Genomic DNA, 24,216 nt, shown 5'->3' with positions numbered 1-24,216 from the left:
TACTAAGAATCCTGTTTAGCGTATAAAAAGATTTATATAAATATAATTTTCTAAGGTGGAAAAGATTATGGCGAATTGGAATGGAGATATTGCAAAAATTTCTTTGCCCACGCCGTTTGCAGTGGGTGATGTGAATGTTTATGTAGTTAAAGGGGATGCTTTAACGCTAATCGATACTGGAGTGAAAACAAAACGATCAAAGGAAGCCCTGACTAATGGGCTTGGGGATTTGGGTCTGAAACTGACTGATATCGAACAAATCATTTTAACCCATCATCATCCTGATCATGCTGGTGCACTCGATTTTTTTGAAAAAGAGATCCCGGTTTATGGACACAAAAACAATCAGCGCTGGCTGACTATCAGTGATGAATTCCTTGAAACCCATAATCGTTTTTTCCTTGATTATGCCACTAAGTTCGGAGTGGCAGAAGAGCTGAAAAATAAACTGATCCATAACCGTGACGAAATCAGTTTCCTTAGTGAACGGAAGCTGCATGGATATTTGGCTGAGGGAGATGAGCTCCCTGGTCTTCCAGGCTGGAAAGTGATCGAGACTCCAGGGCATGCGCAAAGCCATTTATCCTTTTACCGGGAAAGTGACGGGGTCATGATCGTTGGCGATCATTTGCTTGCCAAGATTTCACCTAATCCATTAATGGAACCACCTTTACTTCCCGGAGGCATGAGGCCTCGTCCGTTACTGCAGTATAATGCATCACTTCAAAAATTATTGGATTTTTCCATATCCACCGTTTACTCCGGACATGGATCTGAAGTGGATGGAGATGCGGTTGCCGACTTGATTCACTATAGATTTGAGCGGCAGCATAACCGTGCCATGCAGGTGAAAAGCATGCTTCAAGATAAGCCTTTATCGGTCTTTGAAGTATGTCAGCAGCTGTTTCCGAAAGTATACCTTCAGGAAGTGGGCCTGACACTTTCGGAAACGGTCGGTCAGCTGGACTATTTAGAAGACTTGGGTGAAGTCGAAACAGAAATCCAATCTGGGGTCATTCTGTATTCAATCGCTTAATGTTCGCAAGGAGGCTCACTTTTTTGAATAAGTTGCAAGGCAAAGTTATTGTTATTACCGGAGCTTCCGGAGGGATTGGCAAGGAAGTTGCCATTCAAAGTGCAAAGCAGGAGGGCCGTCTCGTCCTCTTGGCCAGAAGCATGGATAAATTACTACAGCTAAGGAATGAACTGATCACCCAATATGGGATTGATGTATATGCCTATAAGCTTGATGTGGCAGACACTGATCAGGTGACAAATGTTTTTAATGACATCCATGCGCAAATAGGTGAAGTGGATGTGTTGGTCAACAATGCCGGTTTCGGCACGTTTAAAGAAGCGCAGGATACGGAATTAAATGAAACGAAAGCAATGTTTGCTGTCAACGTCATTGGATTGATGGCCTGCACAAAGCTGGTTCTTCCGTATATGAAGCAGAGAAAATCGGGACATATCATCAATATCGCTTCACAGGCCGGTAAAATCGCCACTCCTAAATCAACATTGTACTCTTCGACCAAGTTCGCGGTTCTTGGCTATTCAAACGCACTTCGGCTCGAGCTGATGGAAGATCATGTTTTTGTGACCACCGTCAATCCTGGCCCCATAGAAACGAATTTCTTTAACATTGCGGATGAATCAGGTACATACTTAAAGAATGTTGAAAAATTCATGCTTAAGCCTGAAGATGTCGCTGCTAAAATCGTAGCGGCGATGCTGACCAATAAGAGGGAAATCAATCTCCCTGGCTGGATGAATTTAGCTGGGAAATGGTATAACATGTTTCCAAAGATCACCGAAACATTAGGAAAAAAAGCATTTTTTAAAAAGTAAGCTAGACTTTTGCTGCCGGACAAGGCGAAAGATGGTCTAAAGGGGAATGTCGATGACATTCCCCTTTTTTTGAAAAATAACGAAGTTTTCATATGAATTGGTAACTATTTCATGGGGAATCCGTCTATTTCTAGTAGGAGGGATTTGTATGAAGAGGATTGTAAACCTTTATATATCCATTTTCGTTGCCTTTATTCTGGGTAGCTGTCAATCCCCTGATTGGAACATGGATGAAGCCATCGATAAGGGGGAAGAAGGTTTCATTACGGATCTTGACGATAAAAGGATTTTGATTAAAGAGACGTATTATAAGGTGACCACTGATACATCCATTCAAGATCAACATGGTAACGCTCTCGATTATTCCGACCTGGAAATCGGGATGAAAGTGAAACCATGGCACCGGGGCGGGGTGAAGAAATCATTTCCTGGGAAAGCGGAAGCGGAACTGATTCTTGTTTTGACGGATGAAAAAAGCTTGGCCGAACAAAGGGCGGTCACTGCTGCCCTCGATCATGTCAGCAAAGCGGAAAGTCAGCGATTCATGGTTCTCGAAGTCGTCCATTTACCCTCAGAGCATGTTTATAATATCGAAATGATGAACCGTTCCAACTTGGACTCTTCATTCATGGTGACAGTAGAGGATTTAACGGATGAAATATTATATATAAAATAAAACAACCGGACTGAATCACTATGAATTCTGTCCGGTTGTTTTATGGGATTTTATAAAGTTTTCGCACCTAAATATTTTGGTTTCCAATAAGAATTATCCATATCCGTGATGGTTATTCCTTTAGAAGACGTAGCACTGATGAATTGACCATTTCCGATATAGATCCCAACATGGGATACTCCTGTTCTTCCAGAAGAAGTATCAAAGAATACAAGATCACCTTTAGCTGGTGAAGATACTTTTAAACCCGTATTGGAATATAGCAAGGATGTTGTACGCGGTAAGGTAATTCCTTGTGATTTTTGGAATACGTAATAGACGAAGCCTGAGCAGTCGAATCCAGTCGGTGTTGTTCCGCCCCATTTGTAGGGTTTGCCTATTAAGGTTTTTGCATAGCTGATCAAGCTTGTATTATTGACATTATAAACACCAAGCGCATTAAATGTGCCACGGCCGGCAATACCATCGGCAGTTAACCCTTTGGCTTTTTGGAATTTTTTCACTGCTGATACAGAATAGGTGCCGTAATATGTAGTCAGTGAACCTGAATATGTGAAATAACCTTTGGTTTTTAAAAGTTGTTGTAGTTGTTTGACATCGCTATGTGTCATTCCGGGTCTGAGGGTTTGGTCTCCAATATTTGCAAAGGCTTGCAGTGGGGTTAGCATCATGGCAGATGCAACAGCAGCTGAAGCGATCCATTTCTTCATAATTTTCATTTCCTCTCTATCTATCTCTCTAGTATTGTTAACAATATTATCCTACAATACCATTATGACAATTAGACATAATTTTGGTTACATTTACATTACAAAAAATGAGTAATAAGACTTAAGTTTAAATAGACTAAAGTCTGTTGATAAGGGTGAAAAAATTAAAAAATCTAAGCATAAGGATCCATTAAAAATTATTCAAGCTACTAAATGATTCTTTTTAAAAAAACTATTTGGATATGCAGTTTAAATTTGTCATTTTACCCATTTTTAGTATCTATTATATTTTTCGAGGAAATTACAATAAAAAGTAGAAATTTGTATGAAAACTTCCATTGAATAAGAACGTATATTCGGTTAAAGTTATGAATATAATAAAAGCGAACGTATATTCTTGTTAGGGTGAAGAAACGATGGATTATGGGACGATGCCGAAACAATCAATTATGTGTATCGATATGAAAAGTTTTTATGCAAGTTGTTCAGCGGTCATGCTTGGTCTGGACCCGCTTGATTGTTATCTGGCGGTGGTTGGTGATTTGAAGAGGACAGGGAGCATTGTGCTTGCGGCTTCTCCAAAGATGAAGAAGGAATTTGGCATCAAGACAGGTTCGCGGATGTTTGAGATCCCGAATGATCCAAGGATTGTGGTCGTTGAACCTAAAATGGCGACCTATTTAAGGGTCTCGACGGAAATAACCCGCTTGTTCAACCGTTATGTGCCCAAAGAAGCGATTCACGTATATAGTGTGGACGAAAGTTTTGTGAAAGTCGATGGTGCCGCTTCTTTATGGGGAGATGCCCGGATGATAGCTGAAAAGATAAAAGATGAAATCGAACGGGAATTACAGCTCCCCTGTGCCATTGGAATTGGACCGAACATGCTTATGGCAAAACTTTGCCTTGATTTGGAAGCCAAACATAAAGGGATTGCAGAATGGAAGTATGAGGATGTGCCAAGCAAACTTTGGCCGATTTCACCGCTTCGTGAAATGTGGGGGATCGGCAGGCGTGTAGAAGAAACCCTTCATGGAATGGGAATATTTACGGTTGGGCAGCTTGCCAATTATGATCTTGAATTACTTGAAGCAAAGTTTGGAATTATGGGCAATCAGCTTTACCACCATGCGTGGGGAATAGATTTATCTGATATGGGGGCAGCGATCATCGAAGGGCAGGTCAGCTTCGGCAAAAGTCAAATCCTGCTGCGGGATTATAAGGAGGAGCATGAGGTAAAGCAGGTCATGCTGGAAATTTGCGAAGAAGTTGGAAGAAGGGCACGCACCCATCGCAAGGCAGGAAGGACGGTGAGCCTCAGCATTGGTTACAGCAAGGATGAGTTCGGCGGAGGTTTCCATCGTTCGCGTTCAATTAGCGAACCGACCAACATTACGATGGAGTTATATAAAGTGTGCCTGGAGCTTTTTTATGAAAACTATAAGCAAAAAACGGTTCGGAGCATAGAGGTCAGGCTCTCGAATATTGTGGATGACAACGAAATGCAGCTGACTTTATTTGATGCTTCGCGCTGGAAGAAGCGGGAATTGAGTTACACGGTTGATCGAATCCGCCATAAATATGGAGCCAAATCGTTATTGCGTGCCGTTTCGTATACAGAAGCGGGTACAGCCGTTTACCGAAGCAAGCTGCTTGGTGGGCATAAGGCGTAAGGGTGGCTTTGAAGGGAGGGAAAAGAATGATACGTGATCGCGGCCGTATCAAATGGACATCGATGATGTTGCCGGAGCATGTGAAGATGCTTCGGGATTGGGTGGTGGAGGATGGCTATGAAACGAAGCGCATCCTGGATGAGCAGCAACTGGAAGAAATGAATGCGGTAATGGGGGAAGCGATGGAGGAAAGAAAGGATGTCACGATTGCTCATTATGAAGGAAACCGGTATCAGCTGTTAATCGGCAGGATCCATTATTATAATGAGCTCACCCAAAAGCTTCATATCGTCGATCGGTTTCAGCAGGCTCACTATATCAGGCTTTCCGATATAGCGGATGTAAGAATAATGGAATGATGAGCGGAAGGGCTGTTCCCAAGGGACAGCCTTTCAAAACGGCATCGTGATGAAAGGGATCACGGGAGCGTAAGAGAATCGGCATTTGTTAGCACGGTCAATGAAGAAAGTGACTTTCGTGTCGGCTGACGCTTGCAAAGGAAGGCAGTTTCTTTAACAGAAGCGTTTTTATCGTTTATAATGGGGGAAAGGAAAGACATCGGGAGGCGTGCAATCATGTATATTGAATGGACGGAAACAGCGGCTGAGAAAATGGCCGATAAGGTACAGGGACAAGAAGGATATTTACAGTTGAAATATGATACTGATGGCTGTGGCTGCGTGGTAAGCGGTGTGACCGCGCTATGGTGGGTCAACGAACCTGAAGAAGGTACCGAAAAAGTGGAAACAAACGGGATTCCGCTATATGTGGAGAAATCAAAAATGATTTTTCTTGATGAAGTCATGAAAATAGACTTTGTTCCGGAAGCGAACAGCTTTCAATTAAAAAGTCCGAATCAAATCTTGAATCCGAGGATGAGCTTTTTTAATAAAATCTGATTAAAAGCAAAGAGGGGATCTTGGATACCCTCTTTTTTCTTCTCAGACAAGTTTTAGAAACTGATCGATTTGATCTTCATATTCTTTTGGATTTTCATTATAAGATTGAGCGTGGGCCCCTTTTTTAGCGATGTAAAGCTGCTTTGGGCCCTCTTTTGCTGCATATAATTCCGCTGTCATGGAAGCGGGAATGAAACTGTCATTTTCACTATGGATGAAGAGCACCGGGTTTCGGATATTTTTTATATAATCGATTGGGGACACTTCATTGGTCCAATATCCGTCACGGAGTTTGATGAACGTACGCCCAAGCGGAAACACGGTCCAGGAAGGAAATGGGACTTCATGCTTGAGCTGGTGTTTGATTTGATCCTCGAAATTTGAAAATGGACAGTCGGCAATGTAAAAATCAGCACCATCTTCAAGCATTCCGGCATATAAAAGCAGGGTTACGGCCCCCATGGATTCACCATGAATGCCAATATGAAGGTCGGGACCTTTACGTCTTTTCAATTCATCGATTACGGCCTTCAGGTCGAATTTTTCATAATGTCCGTAACTGCTCGTCTTGCCACCGGAATCCCCATGCCGGCGGTGGTCATAAATGATCGCATTGAAGCCCCGCTTAAGAAAAATATTCATGTACTTGATCGAATTGACTTTGTTTTCCGTCACACCATGAGAAATGATCACCCACTTATTGGTGTCATGCGGTTCGATAAACAAGCATTTCAAGGAATATCCGGATGGTGACGATACCCAAATTTCCGTTTTAGGCAGATTATCAAAATCCTCCGTGATCAGGCGTTTAGCCATGATTTCACGATTCTGGATAAAATCATCTTCCTTCTTTTTCATGTACATGATCCGATTGGAAAAATAAATGCCGACGCCGATGATATACGATAGGATTCCGGCGAGTGTAAACCACCATTTTTTCATGAAAGGTCCTCCTCGATTAATTTTCTTTATTTTACCATGTGGGAAATGGGAAAACACTGTTTGAAAACCATGACGAGGAAAACGGCAGTCGTGATATAATAATTTCATAAATGGCCAGGAGGTTTTAAGGATGAAAAAGAAACAGCCGCGACATCAAAATCAAAGCAAAAACCAAGATAAAGATTCATCTTCATTGAAACTTGGTGATATGATCAATCAAGATATCATGTCCCAGCTTCGTCAAAAGCAAAAGGAACTTAATGAGGCTGAACAAGAAAAAAGGGCAGCGGAAGAAGAAAAGAAACGCGAAGAAAGAAAGCGGCGGGAGAAGAATAAATCATTTGAAGAACTATTGGGTGAAAGCAATCTGAACTGGAAGAACTATAAATGAAGGACAGGGAGCAGTTTAAGTTTTAAGTGGGCTGGCTCCCTTTTTCTGTTCAGGAAAACCATTCCTTGATGATACTTCTTTATTTTATAAAGTATAACGATTATATTAAAGATAAGTTCGATATGATTTCATATCGGATGGACTACTATTAGCTGGTGATATGATGCAAAGTAAAATAGAAAAAGTGCTGGAAGACCAATTATGTTTCCTGCTTTATGCAAGTTCAAGGGAAATGACGAAGAAATATAAACCGCTGCTTGATAAACTCGAAGTGACATATCCTCAATATCTGGTCCTTCTTCTATTATGGGAACAGGATACACTTACAGTAAAAAAACTAGGGGAGCTCCTTGCCCTCGACTCAGGAACGCTTACCCCCATGTTGAAACGAATGGAGCAGAATGGCTTGATTGTCCGTGAACGTTCGACTGAAGATGAACGGTCTGTCATGATTAAGTTGACGGAAAAGGGACTTGGTTTACAGGAAGAGGCCTGCTTCATTCCCGATCGCATTTCGGCTATGTCGGGTGATGATAAGAAGGTGGTTGAGGATTTAAAAGTTTCCCTGATCCAACTACTGAAAACTTTACAGCAATTTTAGCAAAGAAAAACGCTTGGGGTTCCCCAAGCGTCTTTTTGTCGGATTTAATCTACATCTATTTCAAAGGCGACGTCCACATTGCCGTTGATTGCTTTTGAATAAGGACACATTTGATGTGCTTTATGAACAAGGGTTTTGAATGTCTCCTTATCGACCCCGGATCCCTTCACAGCCAAAGTTACAGCCAAGCTGTACTGATGCATCTCACCCATCAATAGGCTGACGCTTGCGGTGACTTTGGAATCGAAGGAAACGCGCTCAATTTTACCAACTGATTGCAAAGCACTATCAAAACATGCAGCATATCCAGCTGCAAAAAGCTGTTCCGGATTAGATGCTTCAGGCATCTGTTTAGCCCTTGGTGTTCCAGGCATCGCAATATCAACCGTGAAGTTGCCGTCAGCAGAAATAGCCGTTCCTTCTCTTCCGCCATCAACTGTTACAGACGTTGTAAATAATGTTTTTGTCATCATTTTTTCTCCCTTACCTTCTTATTTTAATTGCGCACAATTGAATTGTATAACACTTAGTTTGTGTTGTCCAATGAAAAATTTCAATTGGTATGAAATAAAATTGGTTTGGAAAGGGATTAAAATGATGGGAAACTTGAAGGTCGTACAGAAGCAGTATGGCGAAAAAAACGTTGGAACGGAAAAAGGCTGCCTATCCCGTTGGTTAAACGGAAATAGTGCAGCTAATTTATTTGAAACATTTAGTTTAGTTCTATTCTTTTTAATCCCGGTGACTTTCATATTTGTTCGCTTTGGTCAACTGCTTTAAGATATCCAACTCGGTTTTGGACAGTGAAGGACTGTTAGCGGCCTGGCAGTTCTCACGAAGCTGCTGTACTGAGCTTGCTCCTGGAATAACGGTAGCGACGCTTGGATGGGACAATACATATTGAAGTGCCGTTTCATTCAAATTCCTATCGGAAAGTTTGTCCTTTATTTGCGGAAGCAAATTTTTAAGTTCGTGATAGCCATAGTCAAGGTATCCATCCTCATTTGCCTTTTCAAGCATTTTTTCACTGAGCAGCCCTTTGGCAAGCGGGCCACGGGCGATAATGCTGATCTGTTTGTTGGCCAAAAGGGACATCCACTCTTCTGGGCAACGGTCGAGTAGATTAAACTGCATCATCACGGAATCAAGCTCAGACTTTTCAGTGAATTCCTTGATTACATTCGGACGAATCGAGGAAATTCCATAATATCGGATATAGCCTTCTTTTTTCAAATCTTCAAATGCTTCTACCGTTTCTTCGATATTGTCTGAAATGGTGCCGCCATGTAACTGATAAAGATCAATATAATCAGTCCCCAATCGCTTTAAGCTATCTTTTACTGCCGTTTTAATATGAGCGCGAGATGGATCCCAGCTCCAGGAATCTTTATTTTCATTCCAGCGGTTTCCGACCTTGGTGGCTATGTATACCTTATCGCGGACCGATTTTAAATTCTTTCCGACGATTTCTTCATTCATGCCGAAATCATATAAGTCAGCAGTATCAAAATAATTGATTCCTTCATCTAAAGCGGCCTGTATGATTTCGGATGCCTGATTTTCAACAGTCCCCAATGACATGCACCCGAGCCCGATTTCAGAAACTAGCAAGTCTGAATTTCCTAGTCTGCGTTTTTTCATGTTATCCACTCCCTTTACATTCATTGTAAAGGAGAAATCCATTTCACTCAAAGAATTCACTTGATCCGTTTTAAAGGAGTGGACGGCACCTGATCGTGTATGTCGGCTATCCAATCATTGATATAGACATATTGATTTTGCAATTGTTTTAGTTTTTGAAGGATTTCCCAACTCTTTCCGGATAAAGTAACGCTTTTTTCCAGTACGTAAACTTTCATTAAATCGCCCTCCATCTCTATTATGGTAAAATGTATGAGAAATCATGCTGCAATTAGAACAGAGGAGTGGTCAGGATGAAAAAATTTGAAGAAAAAACGCTGTCTTCGGAAAAAATCTTCACAGGAAAGGTAATCAGCCTGCAAGTGGATGATGTAGAGCTTCCAGATGGGAAAACGGGTAAACGTGAAATAATCAAGCATCCGGGAGCGGTTGCCATCATAGCTCTCACGGCAGAAAATAAAATCATCATGGTTGAACAGTACCGTAAAGCGCTGGAGAGAAGCTTGGTGGAAATTCCTGCAGGAAAGCTGGAAAAAGGCGAAGAACCGGTTCTTTCGGCTAAACGGGAGCTGGAAGAGGAGACAGGTTATGAATGTGAAAAAATGGAGCACATCATATCCTTCTATACATCCCCAGGTTTCGCCGATGAATTGGTCCACCTGTATGTGGCCCACAATTTGAAAAAGAAAGAAAATGCGGCCTCGCTGGATGAAGATGAATTCGTCGAGATGATTGAACTCACGCTGGAGGAAGCTCAAACTTATATGGATGAAGGGAAGATCAAAGATGCCAAAACGGCATATGCAGTTCAGTATCTGCAGTTGAAAAAGGCGATGAAATCGTAAATGAAAGAGTTTTACGCTGACCTGCATATCCATATAGGCAGAACGAGAAGCGGAAGGGCCGTGAAAATAACAGGTGCTAAAACGTTAACCTTCAGCAATGTGCTGCAAGTGGCAAGTGAAAGGAAGGGCCTTGATCTAATCGGGATAATCGATTGCCATTCTCCTGAAATTATCGAAGAAATCGAAGCGGGGATGCTGGACGGCGAAATCACGGAGAAGATTGAAGGCGGACTTCAATACAAGAATACAACCATCATTCCAGGCTCGGAGATTGAAATTTATGATCAGAATTGTAATGGACCGATCCATGTCCTCGCTTATTTTCCCACTATAAAAGCGATGAAGGAATTCTCCTCATGGATGAGCGGACATGTTAAAAATATTACCTTGAGCTCCCAAAGGATTTATTGTGATGGAAGAACGCTGCAAAAGATCGTGAAATCACTGGGCGGCCTGTTTATCCCGGCACATGTTTTCACCCCATTTAAAAGCTTATATGGAAAAGGGGTGCGATCCAGTCTGACAGAAGTATTCGATCCGAAGCTAATTGATGCCATCGAACTTGGTTTAAGTTCTGATACAGATATGGTCAAGGATATCGAGGAGTTGGACTCCTATGTATTCGTAACAAATTCCGATGCGCATTCGGTTGGGAAAATCGCTCGTGAATATCAAAAAGTCCTGCTCAAAGAACCAAGTTTCAATGAGTTGGCAAAAGCTCTTAAAGAAAAAGGGAATCGTAAGGTGACCGTTAATTATGGATTGAACCCCTTATTGGGAAAGTATCACCAAACTGTATGTTCGGGGTGTTTACACCAGGTATTAAGGGATAGTGAACAATGTCCCGAATGCGGTAATAAATCCATTATAAAAGGGGTATCGTCCAGGATTGAAGAGCTCTCCATTTCCGGGATGGACGGAAGAAATGGTAGGGAAAGGCCGCCGTATATCCATCAAGTCCCACTTGATTTCATCCCGGGACTCGGTCCTAAATCCATGGAAAAACTGCTGGTGGCATTTGGAACAGAGATGAATATCCTACATGAAGTTACGCTTGGCCAGCTCAGGGAAATCGTCCCTGAAAAATTGGCGGGCTACATCGATTCTGCCAGAAAAGGGACGCTATCTTTTGAAGTGGGGGGCGGAGGAAAGTACGGAAAGGTCAAAAAGGAATTAACCTGAAAAAAATCCCTGACAGATGGAGATCTGTCAGGGATTTTTTAGTTTGTTGTTTTTGCATAAATGGAGGTGTCCCGCACTTCCTTGCCATCTGCACTAAGGCAGTCATTACGCAAAATTCCTTCAAGGGTATACCCCAGCTTTTCGGGAATCCGTTTGCTGGCGATATTATTAGGATCACAGCGGATCTCGACCCGCTTTGCGCCATAATGGTAAAAGGCGAATTTGGTTAACTTTTCTACCGCCTCCGTTATGTAGCCTTGTTTACTGTATCTCGTATCAATCCAATAGCCAATTTCGAATTTAGGGATATCCCAGTTAATTCGGTGCAGACCGGTGGAGCCGATGAATTGATCGTCTTCTTTCCTATAAACATGGAGTCTGATATCCTCTTTTAAAATGAAATCGGAAAAGGACTTAAGGACATTCTGTTCAGAAGTTTCCAAAGAAACATCTTGATGGGCAAACGGCAGCCATTGTTTCAATTCAGGTTTGGAATGGACAATGGCCTCGTGAACGTCCAGGCCATCGCCAGGCTGACAGGGCCTTAGATATAATCGTGGGGTTTCAATTTTTTCGGGAAAATCCATTAATATAGCTTTCATATCCTGCCTCCATATCGTTAATATGGAAAATTATAACACGGATTGAGCTCATGGTGTTCGGTGATGGAGAAAGTTTTCTTAGCATAAATGAGAGAGTGTAAACATAGATTCTAGTAAGCGGAGTTGGGAGGATGAAAGATGAAAAAAAAATCTGTCGTACAAAATGCCGTAATGAAACATATTAACGAACATTCCTCATTATATGTCTTTATCACTGTGCTTTTTTTGATGGGTGTCATTTTCGGGGCAATATTGGTGAATAGTTTGAGCTTTACCCAAAAGGAAGACTTGTTCTATTATTTATCGCAATTTTTCGGACAAGTATCCAAAGGTGAATTTGCCTCTTCGCATGATATGTTCAGCCAAAGTATTATGCATAATATAAAATATATCGGGGTCATCTGGATTCTCGGAATATCGGTCATCGGTTTGCCAGTCATCCTGGTTTTGTTATTTATAAAAGGGATGGTTGTTGGATTCACAGTCGGCTTTTTAGTCAATCAAATGGGATGGAGCGGTTTTTTATTATCGTTTGTCGCTATTTTGCCCCAAAATATATTCATCGTCCCGATATTCATCGTGATAACCGTTCTTGCCGTCTCGCTATCAATGAAGATGATCAGCCGGATTTTCCTAAAGCAGGTTCGTGAACCGCTGAAGCCGATAATTTCACGGTATATTTTCTCATTGATTTTGTCGGGATTATTTTTGATTACAGCTGCTGCATTTGAAGCGTACCTATCCCCTTCTTTAATGAAAAATGTCGTAAGTTTATTGGGTCATTGATTGAAATTTGCCGTTCCCGCAAATTTTTTTATCATTAACAAGAAATCTATTTTGACAGTTTTCCCTCTTTTGATATAATGGATAGGATAGCGGCGCGGGAGGGAATATTAGGTATGGAAATAGAAAACAGAATTGATAGGATAAAAAAGCAGTTACACTCGTCCAGCTACAAATTAACGCCTCAGCGAGAAGCGACCGTCCGCGTTTTACTTGAGCATGAAGAGGATCATTTAAGCGCAGAAGACGTTTACCTCCTTGTCAAAGAAAAGTCGCCGGAAATTGGATTGGCAACAGTTTACCGTACGCTAGAGTTGCTGACTGAATTGAAGATAGTAGATAAAATTAACTTTGGAGACGGGGTTTCCCGTTATGATTTAAGACAAGAAGGAGCTGCGCATTTCCATCATCATCTTGTTTGTGTGGAATGTGGTGCGGTAGATGAGATTCAGGAAGACCTACTTGAAGACGTAGAAGACATTGTGGAACGCGACTGGAACTTCAAGATAAAAAACCATAGATTAACCTTTCATGGCATTTGTCATCGATGTCATGACAAAGAAGAAAATAAAGGTGAATGAAGTCGGACCTTTTCCATTTATTGGAGAAGGTTTTCTGCATTTTTAAAAGCCTATTTTCTCAGTTTTTGTTTTTTCTCCATTCCGAAACACGTATAAAACTTGTCCTGTTGGGCATAGATTGATACAAAGGATCGAATGGGAGGGGAAAGATGATGAAAACATCATTATCGCTTGTTTTGCATACGGCTAAAGTGATGATTCTCTTTGTTAGCTTCACTGTTCTTTTTTATATAGGAATGGTATGGTTAAATCAGGAATATCAAGATTATCATCGTTATGATGAACCGAAAGGCATGGCTGTAAAAGTATCGAAGGCAGTGGATACGGGTGATGATGCATGGCTTGAACGCTTAATGTTGTTTTATTTAAACGGGGAGTAATGAATATGGAGAATCAAATTAGGGATTTCATTCATTTTTTAACCATTGAAAAAGGGCTTGCCAAGAATACGCTCGTTTCCTATGAGCGTGACTTAAGATCATATTGGAGCTTTCTGAAAGAGGCTGAAGCCATCAAAGATTGGAATGATTCACGGCGGGTCAACATCCTGCACTTTCTCGTGCATTTGAAGGATCAAGGGAAATCATCGAAGACGGTGGCGCGTCATATAGCCTCCATTCGGTCTTTTCATCAATTTCTTCTAAGGGAAAAAGTAACCGATCAGGATCCGTCCATACATATAGAAACGCCAAAACCGGAACGAAGTCTTCCGAAGGTATTAAGCATGGAAGAGGTTGAAGCACTATTGGAAGCCCCAAAGAAAATGGATGAATTCGGTTTACGCGATAAGGCGATGCTAGAATTGATGTATGCGACGGGTATGCGTGTCAGTGAGTTGATATCCATGGATGTGAGTGATGTCCATGCATCGATGGGCTTTGTCCGTTGTGTAGGGAAAGGAAATAAAGAGAGGATCATTCCGATTGGCCAAACTGCATTGGGTGCGATTGAGCATTATATGGAAAGTTCCCGGGGGAAAATGGCCAGCCCCAAGCACAGGACAGATTCACTTTTTCTGAATCATCATGGAAACAGGCTGACAAGGCAGGGATTTTGGAAGATTCTAAAAAAACTTGTAAAATCGGCACAAATTGAAAAAGAAATTACACCGCATACACTAAGACATTCTTTCGCGACACATCTATTGATGAACGGGGCTGATTTACGTGCCGTCCAAGAAATGCTTGGTCATGCGGATATTTCGACAACTCAAATTTATACACATATTACGAACGTACGGATCAAGGATGTATATTCAAAATTCCATCCGCGAGCTTAAAAGAATAGTAGAATGATAGAAAGGTTGTGAATTTAACTGCGAAGCGGTTGAAGGAGCAGCCTTTTTATTTCAGTGTGGACTTGACTGGTAAAGGGCTGCTGATGATTCTAAAACACGCTCTAGTGGAACTTTGTTTTATTCCGAAATATATTATTTGTCTCCATCATGGTAATCGTTTACAATGTAGAGAGGTCAGACTTCTGACGTTCTCGCGGTTTCATTTAAAATGAAGAGTAACTGAGCAGAATAAGGGTATTATAGAGAGTATAAAAAGTGATTTACTATTTTAGGAGGAATGACTCATGAAAGGGAATTCAGCATTTAATCGAATATTTGTAATAGTTATGGATTCAGTTGGAATTGGCGAAGCACCTGATGCAGATTTATTCGGTGATAAAGGGGCGGATACACTCGGCCATATCGCAGAAAGAATGAATGGATTGAACATGCCGACTCTCGCAAAATTGGGTTTAGGCAATATCCGTGAAATCAAGGGGATTGAAAAAGCTCAGCAACCTCTCGCATATTATACGAAAATGAAGGAAGCCTCTACAGGAAAAGATACGATGACTGGACATTGGGAAATAATGGGGTTGAATATATCGACTCCATTCCGTGTATTTCCAGATGGTTTCCCGGAATTATTAGTCAATGAACTCGAGGCGAAGATGGGTCGGGGAATTATTGGGAACGTCCCGGCAAGCGGCACGGAAATCATTGAGAGGCTTGGCGAGGAACATATGAAAACGGGTGCCCTGATTGTATATACATCGGCTGATTCCGTATTACAGATTGCTGCACATGAAGATATCGTCCCGATAGACGAATTGTACAAGATTTGTGAAATTGCCCGTGAAGTGACAATGGCTGATGAGTTCAAGGTTGGACGCGTTATTGCCAGACCGTTCACAGGTGAACCGGGCAACTTCAAAAGAACGCCTAACCGTCATGATTATGCGTTGAAGCCGTTTGACCGGACAGTAATGGATGAATTGAAAGATTCTGGATATGATGTGCTTGCAATCGGGAAGATCTCGGATATCTTTGATGGGGAAGGTGTCACTGAATCATTAAGGACCGTATCCAATATGGATGGAATGGATAAATTAATCCAAACGGTAGAACAGGATTTCAAAGGGTTAAGTTTCCTTAATCTAGTCGACTTCGATGCTTTATACGGTCACCGCCGCGATCCAGAGGGATACGGAAAGGCATTGGAAGAATTCGATGCTCGGATGCCTGAAGTCCTTGATAAACTGAAAGAGGATGATTTATTGATCATCACTGCCGATCACGGGAATGATCCGGTCCATGAAGGAACCGATCACACACGTGAATATGTACCATTATTAGTCTATTCCAAACGATTTACAGAAGGTGCCGGACTCCCGATAAGAGATACATTTGCTGATATTGGGGCGACGGTCGCTGCTAATTTTGATGTGAAAATGCCTGCCTTCGGAAAAAATATATTGGGCGATCTAAATTTAGGGGAGAATAAATAGATGTTTAATAAAATAGAGACTGCTGCGTCATTCATAAAAAGTAAAATTGAAGGCACTCCGGAAATAGGACTGATTCTTGGTTCCGGACTTGGAGTATTGGCGGATGAAATTGAAAATCCGATAACGATTCCTTACCACGAAATCCCGGAATTCCCGGTATCGACTGTTGAAGGACACGCTGGACAGCTTGTCATAGGACATTTAAGTGGCAAAAAAGTTGTAGCGATGCAAGGACGTTTCCACTTTTATGAGGGTTACTCCATGGAGAAGGTCACTTTTCCTGTACGTGTAATGAAACTTCTTGGTGTTGAGCAGTTAATCGTAACGAATGCTGCCGGAAGCGTTAATGAAAGCTATGAACCAGGTGACTTGATGCTCATTACGGATCATATTAATTTAATGGGGGCAAACCCATTGATTGGTCCTAATGAAGAGCGTTTCGGCCCTAGATTCCCTGATATGTCGGAAGCTTATAATAAAGACCTTCGGACACAAGCGAAAAAAATAGCAGCTTCACTAGGATTGGATATTAAAGAAGGTGTCTATATCGGGAATACAGGACCGACCTATGAGACACCGGCAGAAGTGAAAATGGCAAGGATCCTTGGCGGGGATGCAGTTGGTATGTCGACAGTTCCGGAAGTTATCGTAGCAAGGCATAGCGGAATGAGGGTGCTCGGAATCTCATGCCTTACCAATATGGCCGCGGGCATTCTGGATCAGCCTTTGTCGCATGAAGAGGTAATCGAAACGACTGAAAAAGTGAAAAGCAGTTTTCTTGAATTTGTTAAGCAAATTGTTAAAGACATATAAAACGGACCAAAAAAAATACAAGTACACCTAAAGAGAAGCGGTGTCCTTGAAAAAGTGGGGATTCTAATATGAGAATGGTAGATTTAATCGAGAAAAAGCGCGATGGAAAGGCTCTTACTACAGAAGAAATACAGTTCATCATCAAAGGGTTTACCGATGGATCGATTCCGGATTACCAAATGAGCGCTTGGTCAATGGCTGTTTATTTTAAAGGCATGAATGAGCAGGAACGTGCTGATCTAACCATGGCAATGGTCGAATCAGGAGATCAAATTGATTTATCGATGATTGAAGGAATTAAGGTCGATAAACATTCAACAGGCGGTGTTGGTGATACCACAACTCTAGTGCTTGGACCATTGGTTGCTGCTGTAGGTGTTCCAGTGGCAAAGATGTCAGGACGGGGTCTTGGCCATACAGGCGGAACGATCGATAAGTTGGAGTCTGTAAAAGGATTTCATGTCGAAATAGAAAATGACGAGTTCATCCGACTTGTCAATAAAAATAAGATAGCTGTCATTGGGCAAAGTGGTAACCTGACTCCCGCCGACAAAAAGCTATATGCATTGCGCGATGTTACGGGTACCGTTAACAGTATCGGTTTGATTGCTGGATCGATCATGAGTAAGAAAATCGCCGCTGGTGCTGATGCAATCGTACTTGATGTTAAAACGGGAGCGGGCGCTTTCATGAAAACTCTCGAAGATTCCGAAGAGTTGGCGCATGCAATGGTAAGCATTGGAAACAATGTGGGACGAAACACGATGGCTGTCATTTCCGATATGAGCCAACCGTTGGGTTACGCAATCGGAAATGCTCTAGAAGTGAAGGAAGCCATCGATACGCTTAAAGGAGAGGGACCGGAAGATTTAACGGAACTTTCTTTAACACTAGGAAGCCATATGGTATACCTTGCCAAAAAGGCAAGTTCGCTGGAAGAAGCAAGAACCTTGCTGGAAAATGCGATAAAGGATGGTTCTGCACTTAACTCATTCAAGATTTTCTTGGAAGCGCAGGGAGGCGACGGTTCGGTTGTAGATCAGCCGGAAAAACTGCCGCAGGCTGCTCATACTTTCGAGCTGGAAGCGAAAGAGGACGGATATGTATCGGAAATCATCGCTGATGAAGTAGGAACGGCAGCCATGCTGTTAGGTGCCGGGCGGGCGACTAAGGAATCAGAGATTGATTTGGCAGTCGGACTGGTACTTCGTAAAAAAATCGGGGAACCCGTGGCAAAAGGTGAATCCCTTGTGACGATTTACAGCAACTTCGAAGATGTTTCAAAGGTAAAAGAAAAATTGTATGAAAGCATTGCGATTTCAAAAGAGAAAGTAGAAAAACCTACTTTGATCTATAAAGAGATCATGGAATAAATATTTTCCAAAAAGGGCCGCGCTTTTGAGCGGCCTTTTTACGTTTATTTCATTGAATGTTTAAAAGAGGATGCCCATGCGCATCCTCTTTTAATTTGGTTCACTTTGTTACCCTATATCCAGTATATGTTCAAAATTCATCTTTATTTGTATAAAAATGGGTTTAATGGAAAAAATAAATTCTATAAAGATTGGAGGGTATGGAGATGAAGCGGATTCTTTCTCTATTTTTAACCGTATTGGTAGCAATGGGTTTTAGCATCCCACATACAAAAGCAGCTGAGGAAAAAGGAGTCGAATTGGCGGCAAATGCTAAATCGGCTATTTTGATTGAACGGGATACAGGTACTGTTCTCTATGATAAAAATGCAGACGTTCGTCTTTCGCCGGCAAGCATGACGAAAATCATGACAATGCTGCTGATCATGGAAGCGATTGATAAAGGCGAACTTAGCATGAAGGAGAAAATAAGGACTAGTGAGTATGCAGCATCGATGGGCGGTTCCCAGATCTTCCTCGAGCCAGGTGAAGAAATGACCACAGAACAAATGCTCAAGGGCATCTCGATTGGTTCGGCGAATGATGCATCGGTGGCGATGGCTGAACGTCTAGCTGGATCGGAAGAAGAGTTTGTCAGGAAAATGAACAAAAGGGCGAAAGACCTCGGGTTGAAAAATACAAAGTTCCAAAACGCAACAGGCCTTCCTGTTAAAGATCATTACAGTTCGGCAAATGATATGTCGATCATGGCGAAGGAATTATTGAAATACGATACGATTACAAGGTTCACGGGTACATATGAAGATTATCTCCGTGAAAATACCGAAAAGAAATTCTGGCTTGTCAACACGAACAGATTGGTGAAATTTTACCCTGGGGTCGATGGACTGAAGACAGGATTTACAAATGAAGCGAAGTATTGTTTGACAGCGACCGCCAAAAAAGGGAATATGCGTGTCATTGCGGTCGTTTTCGGAGCCGTTTCCCCTAAGGAACGAAACGCTCAGGTCACCAAGATGTTAGATTATGCATTTTCACAATATATCACATACCCTATTTATAAACGAGGCGAGGTGTTAGGTGAAGCAAAGGTAAGTAAAGGAGACAAGAAATCGGTCGTGGGTGTGACAAGTGAACCTATTTCAGTTTTGACAGCCAAAAACGGAACGGCAAAGGACTTTACAAAAAAAATCACGCTTGATAAAGATTTGGATGCCCCGATTAAAAAAGGTGATGAAATTGGTACGCTTGAATTGAAGAAAAACGGCAAGGTGTATGTCGAATCTCCGATTGTTGCGAAGGAAACTGTTGAAAATGCCAGCTGGTGGCAATTGTATAAACGGGCTTTCGGCATGTTTACCCAAGCGAAATAGAATAAATTGTCGCAATGCCTGTTAATCGTACTAATTTAGGCGAATCTCCACTAGTTTTGCTAGTAAGGAGGAATAGGCAGGTGAAAAAGAGAATTTGACTCTTTATAAGACAGTGAAGGAGGCTGTATATAATGAGTCTTACGATTAATATGGAGGCGAAAAATCGTGTATTGTGCATTCGTCTCAAAGGTGATTTAGATCATCATACAGCAGAAAAATTGAAAAACCAGGCAGAGGCAGCCATTCAAAAGCATAATATCAAACATATCATCCTCAACATGGAAGAATTGGATTTTATGGACAGTTCAGGGCTCGGAGTTATTTTAGGGCGCTATAAGCAGGTGAATAAAAAGCAAGGTGAAATGGTGGTCTGTGCAATTTCTCCAGCAGTAAAGCGGTTATTTGAGATGTCAGGGTTGTTTAAAATTGTTAAAATGGAACTATCCGAAAAAAACGCTTTGCAAAGACTGGGGGTTGCCTAAAATGAAAAATAAAATGGAAACGAAATTTTCTGCACTTAGCCAAAATGAATCTTTTGCCAGGGTAACTGTTGCGGCTTTCATTGCCCAATTGGACCCGACGATGGATGAATTGACAGAGATCAAGACTGTCGTGTCAGAAGCCGTTACGAATTCGATTATCCATGGGTATGAGAGTGACCCGGAAGGTTGGGTATACATTTCAGTGATCATAGAAGGCGATACTGTGGAATTGACCATCCGGGATGAAGGACTGGGCATTGAAGACGTCGAGGAGGCTAAACAGCCGTTATTTACGACAAAACCCGAACTTGAACGTTCCGGTATGGGATTCACCATCATGGAAAACTTCATGGATGAAATCAATATTATTTCCCATAAGGGCGAAGGCACGATCATTCGATTAAAAAAGCACTTAACTACAAGCAGAGCTTTGTGCAATTAAGGGAGACTTGCATATGGATGTGGAGGTTAAAAACGAGAAGAGCAAGAAAGGCCAGCCCCATTTAAAAGATGAGGAATTGCGGAATTTAATCCAACGCAGCCAGAGCGGTGACCAAGATGCGAGAAATCTGATTGTCAACAGCAATCTGAGGCTTGTATGGTCAGTAGTGCAAAGATTCCTCAATCGAGGTTACGAACCGGATGACCTTTATCAAATAGGCTGTATTGGTCTGTTAAAGTCCGTGGATAAATTTGACTTATCGTTTGAAGTGAAATTCTCAACGTATGCTGTGCCTATGATCATTGGTGAAATCCAACGTTTTATCCGTGATGACGGAACGGTTAAAGTAAGCCGGTCATTAAAGGAAATGGCGAATAAAATTCGCCGGGCCAAAGAGGAGCTTTCAAAGACGTACGGCCGTGTTCCGACTGTCAATGAATTGGCGGAACATCTAGAGCTGTCGCCAGAGGAAATCATCATGGCCCAAGAAGCTAGCAGGAGCCCTTCATCCATCCATGAAACGGTTTACGAAAATGATGGAGATCCGATTACTCTTCTTGACCAGATTGCCGACAATAATGAAACCTCCTGGTTCGATCAAATCGCTTTGAAAGAAGCCATACAAGAATTGAATGAACGTGAAAGGCTGATTGTTTTCCTGAGGTATTATAAAGATCAGACGCAATCGGAAGTGGCGGCAAGGCTTGGTATCTCCCAAGTCCAGGTGTCAAGGCTGGAAAAGAAGATTCTTCAGCAAATGAAAAACCACATGAATCAATGATTCATGTGGTTTTTCATTGAGCTTGAAAATAAATGATTGATTTTAGGAAAAAGTAAAAGTGGTTCTTATCAAGTGGAATGAAAATATGAGCGGGGTCGAATTTTTTAGTTGAATTTAGGATTAAAAACGAATATTATAGTAAAGGTCGCGTTTTTCATTCGTTTTTTTAGCTTTCTTTTAATCAATAATGATTAGGGAAAACGTTGATGCAGTACAATATTAGGACACCTTGTCTTTTCGTGCAAACGGTTGTCGGTGTTTCCTTTAGATCTGGAGGTCTAAAATATGTTTATGGAAAAGTTTTTCTCCCTGAAAGAAAATGGGACGGATGTCCGTACAGAAGTCATGGCGGGTGTTACGACATTTTTGACTATGGTTTATATCCTAATCGTGAATCCGGCTTTATTGTCTTCAATCGGAATACCATTTGAACAAGTTTTCATGGCAACGGTCATATCAGCGGTGATTGGTACCCTTATCATGGGACTCGTTGCAAAATACCCGATTGCGATAGCACCAGGGATGGGTTTGAATGCGTATTTTGCCAGCGTAGTGGGGGCACAGGGCCTTTCATACCAGACCGTATTCGGTACGGTTTTCATTGCTGGTTTGCTATTTCTGCTAATTAGCGTGACAAGCTTGCGTAAAATGATAATTGATGCGATTCCTAACTCATTAAAGTATGGCATTACATCAGGAATTGGTTTATTCATTGCGTTTATCGGATTAAAAAATGCTGGAATCGTAGTTCCTAATGAATCAACGATGGTGACACTTGGCGATTTGCATCAGCCTGGAACCGTTTTAGCATTAGCAGGCTTATTCATTACCTTGATTTTTATGGCCCGTAATATTAAAGGGGCAATTTTCATTGGTATGATCGTTACGGCAATCATCGGCTACTTTATCGGTTTGCTCAACTTCGATGGGGTCTTATCTGTACCTCCAACACCGGTATTTTTCGATATCGATATTGCCGGGGTCTTCACGAATTCTTTATATTCAATTGTTTTCGCCTTTTTACTTGTGACGATTTTTGATACGACAGGAACCTTGATTGGCGTGACGGAACAGGCAGGACTAACGAAGGATGGGAAAATCCCCCGTGCCAAGAAAGCCTTTTTAGGTGATGCGATTGCGACGACAGTCGGCTCGATGTTTGGTACAAGCCCTTCGACTGCCTATGTTGAATCAAGTACGGGAGTGGCCGCTGGCGGACGTACGGGATTAACCGCTACAGTCGTGGCAATCTTGTTTGCTGCATCGATTTTCTTTTCTCCATTGATATCGGCAATTTCTTCAGTTCAAGCAATCACAGCTCCTGTTTTGATCATCGTGGGATGTTTCATGATGGAAGGGCTAGCTAAAGTCAATTGGAAAATTTTCGATGAGGCATTTCCGGCATTTGCCATCATTTTAACGATGCCGCTTACTTCAAGTATATCTACAGGGATTGCAATCGGGTTCATTACGTATCCCCTTATGAAGGTATTCAGTGGAAAAGGAAAATCCGTACATCCGCTCATTTATATTTTTGGATTGATATTTTTGGTTCAGCTGATTTTCTTCCCCACTCATTAAAGTATGAATCTAAATCAAAAAGACATGCTGTCATTGCAGCGTGTCTTTTTTTGTTTTCAAATTAGTAATATTTGGACATGGTTCACTTCCTGCATTTTCAAACTGTTTCCAATCCATACTACTAGCATAAGGAAATAAAAGGTCGGGATGTGATGATAGTGGCAGTTGTATATATCAGGATGAGGAACCGTGTACAAGTAAAGGGAAATCAAACGGTGAGGATAAAAGATATTGCAAGGATAATCGGACCTGAAGAAGTGATTGCCTTAATTGAAGAAATCATATTATTAACGGTCAAGAAGGAAGATAGGAATATTATTGTCATTGATTTGGCTCAAGTTATTATGGCCATCCGCAAGGTGGATCCGACTATTGAAGTGGAGACATTCGGGCCCTCCCAAACGATCATCGAAATCATCCTCTCGAAAAAGAAAATGTCATACCTGACATTCGCCTTAGTTTGGTTTTTGTTATTTGTCGGCGGTGGAATGACGATCATGAATTTTCATGTGGATGTCAGCATGGGGGAAGTGCATCAAAAAATCTTTACTATAATAACGGGAAAAGTGGAAGATAAGCCGTTATTGATCCAAATCCCATATAGCTTCGGCCTTGGTATGGGCATGATTTTATTTTTTAATCACTTCTTTAAAAAACGCTTCAATGAGGAACCTAGTCCGCTCGAGGTTGAAATGTTCAACTATCAGCAGGATTTGGACCGTTATGTAATCATGAATGAAAATAAGGAGAACGTGCGCCACCTTGATGACCGGTAAAATCATCTTCGGAATCTTTGTCGGTTTAGCCGGGGGTTTTGCGACAGGTGCCGGTTTTGTAGCGTTTTTAACTGTACTTGGGGTGATTCCGAGGCTGACTCAGCTGACAAAAACAATGAAAATGATACATTACTACGAAGGAGCCATCATAGCCGGGGTTGTCGCAGGAACATGGTTAGGATTACAGGAAACGGAACTTTCCCTCCCGCATTTTTTATTAATTCCGATCGGTTTGGCTGACGGGATATTTAATGGGATGCTCGCTGCTGCCTTAACTGAAGTCCTGAATGTATTTCCGGTTCTTTCAAAACGAATCGGAATTCAAGAGAAGATCATTTATCTGTTGATGGCACTCGTATTGGGAAAAATAGCCGGATCATTATTCCAATGGATTTATTTTGTTGATTTATAAGTTTATGAGGTAACTATTCCTG

The 24,216-nt window shown here is 41.7% G+C and carries 30 protein-coding genes; 24 read left to right on the top strand and 6 right to left on the bottom strand.

What is annotated here, in order from left to right; genetic code table 11:
• Positions 1–67: 67 nt before the first annotated feature.
• From ABC374_RS15685 to ABC374_RS15675, 3 genes are all read left to right on the top strand, one after another.
• Complete coding sequence (locus ABC374_RS15685; RefSeq protein WP_350299416.1) at positions 68–1,036, top strand: MBL fold metallo-hydrolase; 969 nt, start codon at positions 68–70, stop codon at positions 1,034–1,036.
• A 23-nt stretch (positions 1,037–1,059) separates the two neighbouring features.
• Positions 1,060–1,851 (top strand): SDR family NAD(P)-dependent oxidoreductase, encoded by a 792-nt coding sequence (locus tag ABC374_RS15680; protein ID WP_413018798.1) that lies wholly within the window; start codon positions 1,060–1,062, stop codon positions 1,849–1,851.
• 148 nt (positions 1,852–1,999) lie between these two features.
• Positions 2,000–2,527, top strand: coding sequence for a DUF3221 domain-containing protein (locus ABC374_RS15675; RefSeq protein WP_350299414.1), 528 nt, complete (start codon positions 2,000–2,002; stop codon positions 2,525–2,527).
• 50 nt (positions 2,528–2,577) lie between these two features.
• Here the strand turns inward: ABC374_RS15675 and ABC374_RS15670 are convergent, their stop codons facing one another.
• Positions 2,578–3,237, bottom strand: a complete 660-nt coding sequence (locus ABC374_RS15670) for a C40 family peptidase (RefSeq protein ID WP_350299413.1) — start codon at positions 3,235–3,237, stop codon at positions 2,578–2,580.
• A 416-nt stretch (positions 3,238–3,653) separates the two neighbouring features.
• Between ABC374_RS15670 and ABC374_RS15665 the strand changes: the two genes are divergently transcribed.
• From ABC374_RS15665 to ABC374_RS15655, 3 genes are all read left to right on the top strand, one after another.
• Positions 3,654–4,910: a Y-family DNA polymerase gene (locus tag ABC374_RS15665; protein WP_413018795.1), complete on the top strand. Its 1,257-nt coding sequence runs from the start codon at positions 3,654–3,656 to the stop codon at positions 4,908–4,910.
• A 26-nt stretch (positions 4,911–4,936) separates the two neighbouring features.
• Positions 4,937–5,269 carry a YolD-like family protein gene (locus ABC374_RS15660; protein ID WP_101222486.1) on the top strand — a complete coding sequence of 111 codons (333 nt, stop codon included), beginning with the start codon at positions 4,937–4,939 and terminating at the stop codon, positions 5,267–5,269.
• A gap of 216 nt (positions 5,270–5,485) precedes the next feature.
• Positions 5,486–5,809, top strand: a complete 324-nt coding sequence (locus ABC374_RS15655) for an iron-sulfur cluster biosynthesis family protein (protein WP_350299411.1) — start codon at positions 5,486–5,488, stop codon at positions 5,807–5,809.
• A 42-nt stretch (positions 5,810–5,851) separates the two neighbouring features.
• Here the strand turns inward: ABC374_RS15655 and ABC374_RS15650 are convergent, their stop codons facing one another.
• Complete coding sequence (locus ABC374_RS15650; RefSeq protein WP_350299410.1) at positions 5,852–6,751, bottom strand: alpha/beta hydrolase; 900 nt, start codon at positions 6,749–6,751, stop codon at positions 5,852–5,854.
• Between the two features lie 130 nt (positions 6,752–6,881).
• On the opposite strand from ABC374_RS15650, the gene ABC374_RS15645 reads away from it, so the two are divergent.
• Together ABC374_RS15645 and ABC374_RS15640 are read left to right on the top strand one after the other, a co-directional pair.
• Positions 6,882–7,142 carry a YqkE family protein gene (locus ABC374_RS15645; RefSeq protein WP_413018792.1) on the top strand — a complete coding sequence of 87 codons (261 nt, stop codon included), beginning with the start codon at positions 6,882–6,884 and terminating at the stop codon, positions 7,140–7,142.
• A gap of 163 nt (positions 7,143–7,305) precedes the next feature.
• The gene (locus tag ABC374_RS15640; protein WP_350302908.1) at positions 7,306–7,743 is read left to right on the top strand and encodes a MarR family winged helix-turn-helix transcriptional regulator; all 438 of its coding nucleotides are present in this window, start codon (positions 7,306–7,308) and stop codon (positions 7,741–7,743) included.
• A gap of 44 nt (positions 7,744–7,787) precedes the next feature.
• Here ABC374_RS15640 and ABC374_RS15635 read toward each other — a convergent pair whose 3' ends face one another.
• The 3 genes from ABC374_RS15635 to mciZ form a co-directional block, all read right to left on the bottom strand.
• Positions 7,788–8,213 carry an Ohr family peroxiredoxin gene (locus ABC374_RS15635; protein ID WP_098373678.1) on the bottom strand — a complete coding sequence of 142 codons (426 nt, stop codon included), beginning with the start codon at positions 8,211–8,213 and terminating at the stop codon, positions 7,788–7,790.
• Between the two features lie 262 nt (positions 8,214–8,475).
• Complete coding sequence (locus ABC374_RS15630) at positions 8,476–9,384, bottom strand: aldo/keto reductase (RefSeq protein WP_413018790.1); 909 nt, start codon at positions 9,382–9,384, stop codon at positions 8,476–8,478.
• A 56-nt stretch (positions 9,385–9,440) separates the two neighbouring features.
• Positions 9,441–9,602 carry a Z-ring formation inhibitor MciZ gene (gene mciZ, locus ABC374_RS15625; RefSeq protein ID WP_207439406.1) on the bottom strand — a complete coding sequence of 54 codons (162 nt, stop codon included), beginning with the start codon at positions 9,600–9,602 and terminating at the stop codon, positions 9,441–9,443.
• 75 nt (positions 9,603–9,677) lie between these two features.
• On the opposite strand from mciZ, the gene ABC374_RS15620 reads away from it, so the two are divergent.
• The gene (locus ABC374_RS15620) at positions 9,678–10,229 is read left to right on the top strand and encodes an NUDIX hydrolase (RefSeq protein ID WP_413018787.1); all 552 of its coding nucleotides are present in this window, start codon (positions 9,678–9,680) and stop codon (positions 10,227–10,229) included.
• A complete protein-coding gene (locus ABC374_RS15615) occupies positions 10,230–11,411 on the top strand; it encodes an endonuclease Q family protein (protein ID WP_413018785.1) in 1,182 nt (393 codons plus the stop codon). It begins immediately after the preceding gene.
• Between the two features lie 38 nt (positions 11,412–11,449).
• On the opposite strand, the gene ABC374_RS15610 is transcribed toward ABC374_RS15615, so the two are convergent.
• Positions 11,450–12,013 (bottom strand): GNAT family N-acetyltransferase, encoded by a 564-nt coding sequence (locus ABC374_RS15610; RefSeq protein WP_413018783.1) that lies wholly within the window; start codon positions 12,011–12,013, stop codon positions 11,450–11,452.
• Between the two features lie 138 nt (positions 12,014–12,151).
• Here ABC374_RS15610 and spoIIM point away from each other — a divergent pair, with 138 nt between their 5' ends.
• From spoIIM to ABC374_RS15540, 14 genes are all read left to right on the top strand, one after another.
• Positions 12,152–12,799: a stage II sporulation protein M gene (spoIIM, locus tag ABC374_RS15605; protein ID WP_241592299.1), complete on the top strand. Its 648-nt coding sequence runs from the start codon at positions 12,152–12,154 to the stop codon at positions 12,797–12,799.
• A 119-nt stretch (positions 12,800–12,918) separates the two neighbouring features.
• Positions 12,919–13,377: a ferric iron uptake transcriptional regulator gene (fur, locus tag ABC374_RS15600; protein WP_413020379.1), complete on the top strand. Its 459-nt coding sequence runs from the start codon at positions 12,919–12,921 to the stop codon at positions 13,375–13,377.
• 152 nt (positions 13,378–13,529) lie between these two features.
• On the top strand, positions 13,530–13,757 hold the full coding sequence (locus ABC374_RS15595) for a YqzK family protein (protein WP_101223458.1): 228 nt from the start codon (positions 13,530–13,532) through the stop codon (positions 13,755–13,757).
• 5 nt (positions 13,758–13,762) lie between these two features.
• A complete protein-coding gene (gene xerD, locus ABC374_RS15590; RefSeq protein WP_413018780.1) occupies positions 13,763–14,656 on the top strand; it encodes a site-specific tyrosine recombinase XerD in 894 nt (297 codons plus the stop codon).
• A 302-nt stretch (positions 14,657–14,958) separates the two neighbouring features.
• Entirely contained in the window at positions 14,959–16,161 is a 1,203-nt protein-coding gene (deoB, locus tag ABC374_RS15585) for a phosphopentomutase (protein WP_413018778.1), read from the top strand.
• Positions 16,162–16,974: a purine-nucleoside phosphorylase gene (locus ABC374_RS15580; RefSeq protein WP_350299404.1), complete on the top strand. Its 813-nt coding sequence runs from the start codon at positions 16,162–16,164 to the stop codon at positions 16,972–16,974.
• Positions 16,975–17,042: 68 nt separating this feature from the next.
• Positions 17,043–18,347: a pyrimidine-nucleoside phosphorylase gene (locus ABC374_RS15575; protein WP_413018776.1), complete on the top strand. Its 1,305-nt coding sequence runs from the start codon at positions 17,043–17,045 to the stop codon at positions 18,345–18,347.
• Positions 18,348–18,553: 206 nt separating this feature from the next.
• Positions 18,554–19,720 (top strand): D-alanyl-D-alanine carboxypeptidase family protein, encoded by a 1,167-nt coding sequence (locus ABC374_RS15570; RefSeq protein WP_350299402.1) that lies wholly within the window; start codon positions 18,554–18,556, stop codon positions 19,718–19,720.
• A gap of 131 nt (positions 19,721–19,851) precedes the next feature.
• Entirely contained in the window at positions 19,852–20,202 is a 351-nt protein-coding gene (gene spoIIAA / locus ABC374_RS15565) for an anti-sigma F factor antagonist (protein ID WP_034308142.1), read from the top strand.
• Between the two features lies 1 nt (position 20,203).
• Positions 20,204–20,644, top strand: a complete 441-nt coding sequence (gene spoIIAB, locus ABC374_RS15560; RefSeq protein WP_053346844.1) for an anti-sigma F factor — start codon at positions 20,204–20,206, stop codon at positions 20,642–20,644.
• Positions 20,645–20,657: 13 nt separating this feature from the next.
• Positions 20,658–21,425 carry an RNA polymerase sporulation sigma factor SigF gene (sigF, locus tag ABC374_RS15555; RefSeq protein ID WP_137016104.1) on the top strand — a complete coding sequence of 256 codons (768 nt, stop codon included), beginning with the start codon at positions 20,658–20,660 and terminating at the stop codon, positions 21,423–21,425.
• A 291-nt stretch (positions 21,426–21,716) separates the two neighbouring features.
• A complete protein-coding gene (locus ABC374_RS15550; protein ID WP_048680228.1) occupies positions 21,717–23,006 on the top strand; it encodes an NCS2 family permease in 1,290 nt (429 codons plus the stop codon).
• A 155-nt stretch (positions 23,007–23,161) separates the two neighbouring features.
• Positions 23,162–23,782 (top strand): stage V sporulation protein AA, encoded by a 621-nt coding sequence (locus ABC374_RS15545; protein WP_241592409.1) that lies wholly within the window; start codon positions 23,162–23,164, stop codon positions 23,780–23,782.
• Complete coding sequence (locus tag ABC374_RS15540) at positions 23,772–24,194, top strand: stage V sporulation protein AB (protein WP_034308131.1); 423 nt, start codon at positions 23,772–23,774, stop codon at positions 24,192–24,194. Before ABC374_RS15545 ends, ABC374_RS15540 begins: the two co-directional genes overlap by 11 nt.
• Positions 24,195–24,216 lie beyond the last annotated feature (22 nt).

Origin of the sequence: Peribacillus phoenicis, assembly GCF_047238085.1 — a bacterium.
GTDB lineage: Bacteria > Bacillota > Bacilli > Bacillales > DSM-1321 > Peribacillus.
This window is presented reverse-complemented; position numbering and strand designations above follow the sequence as displayed.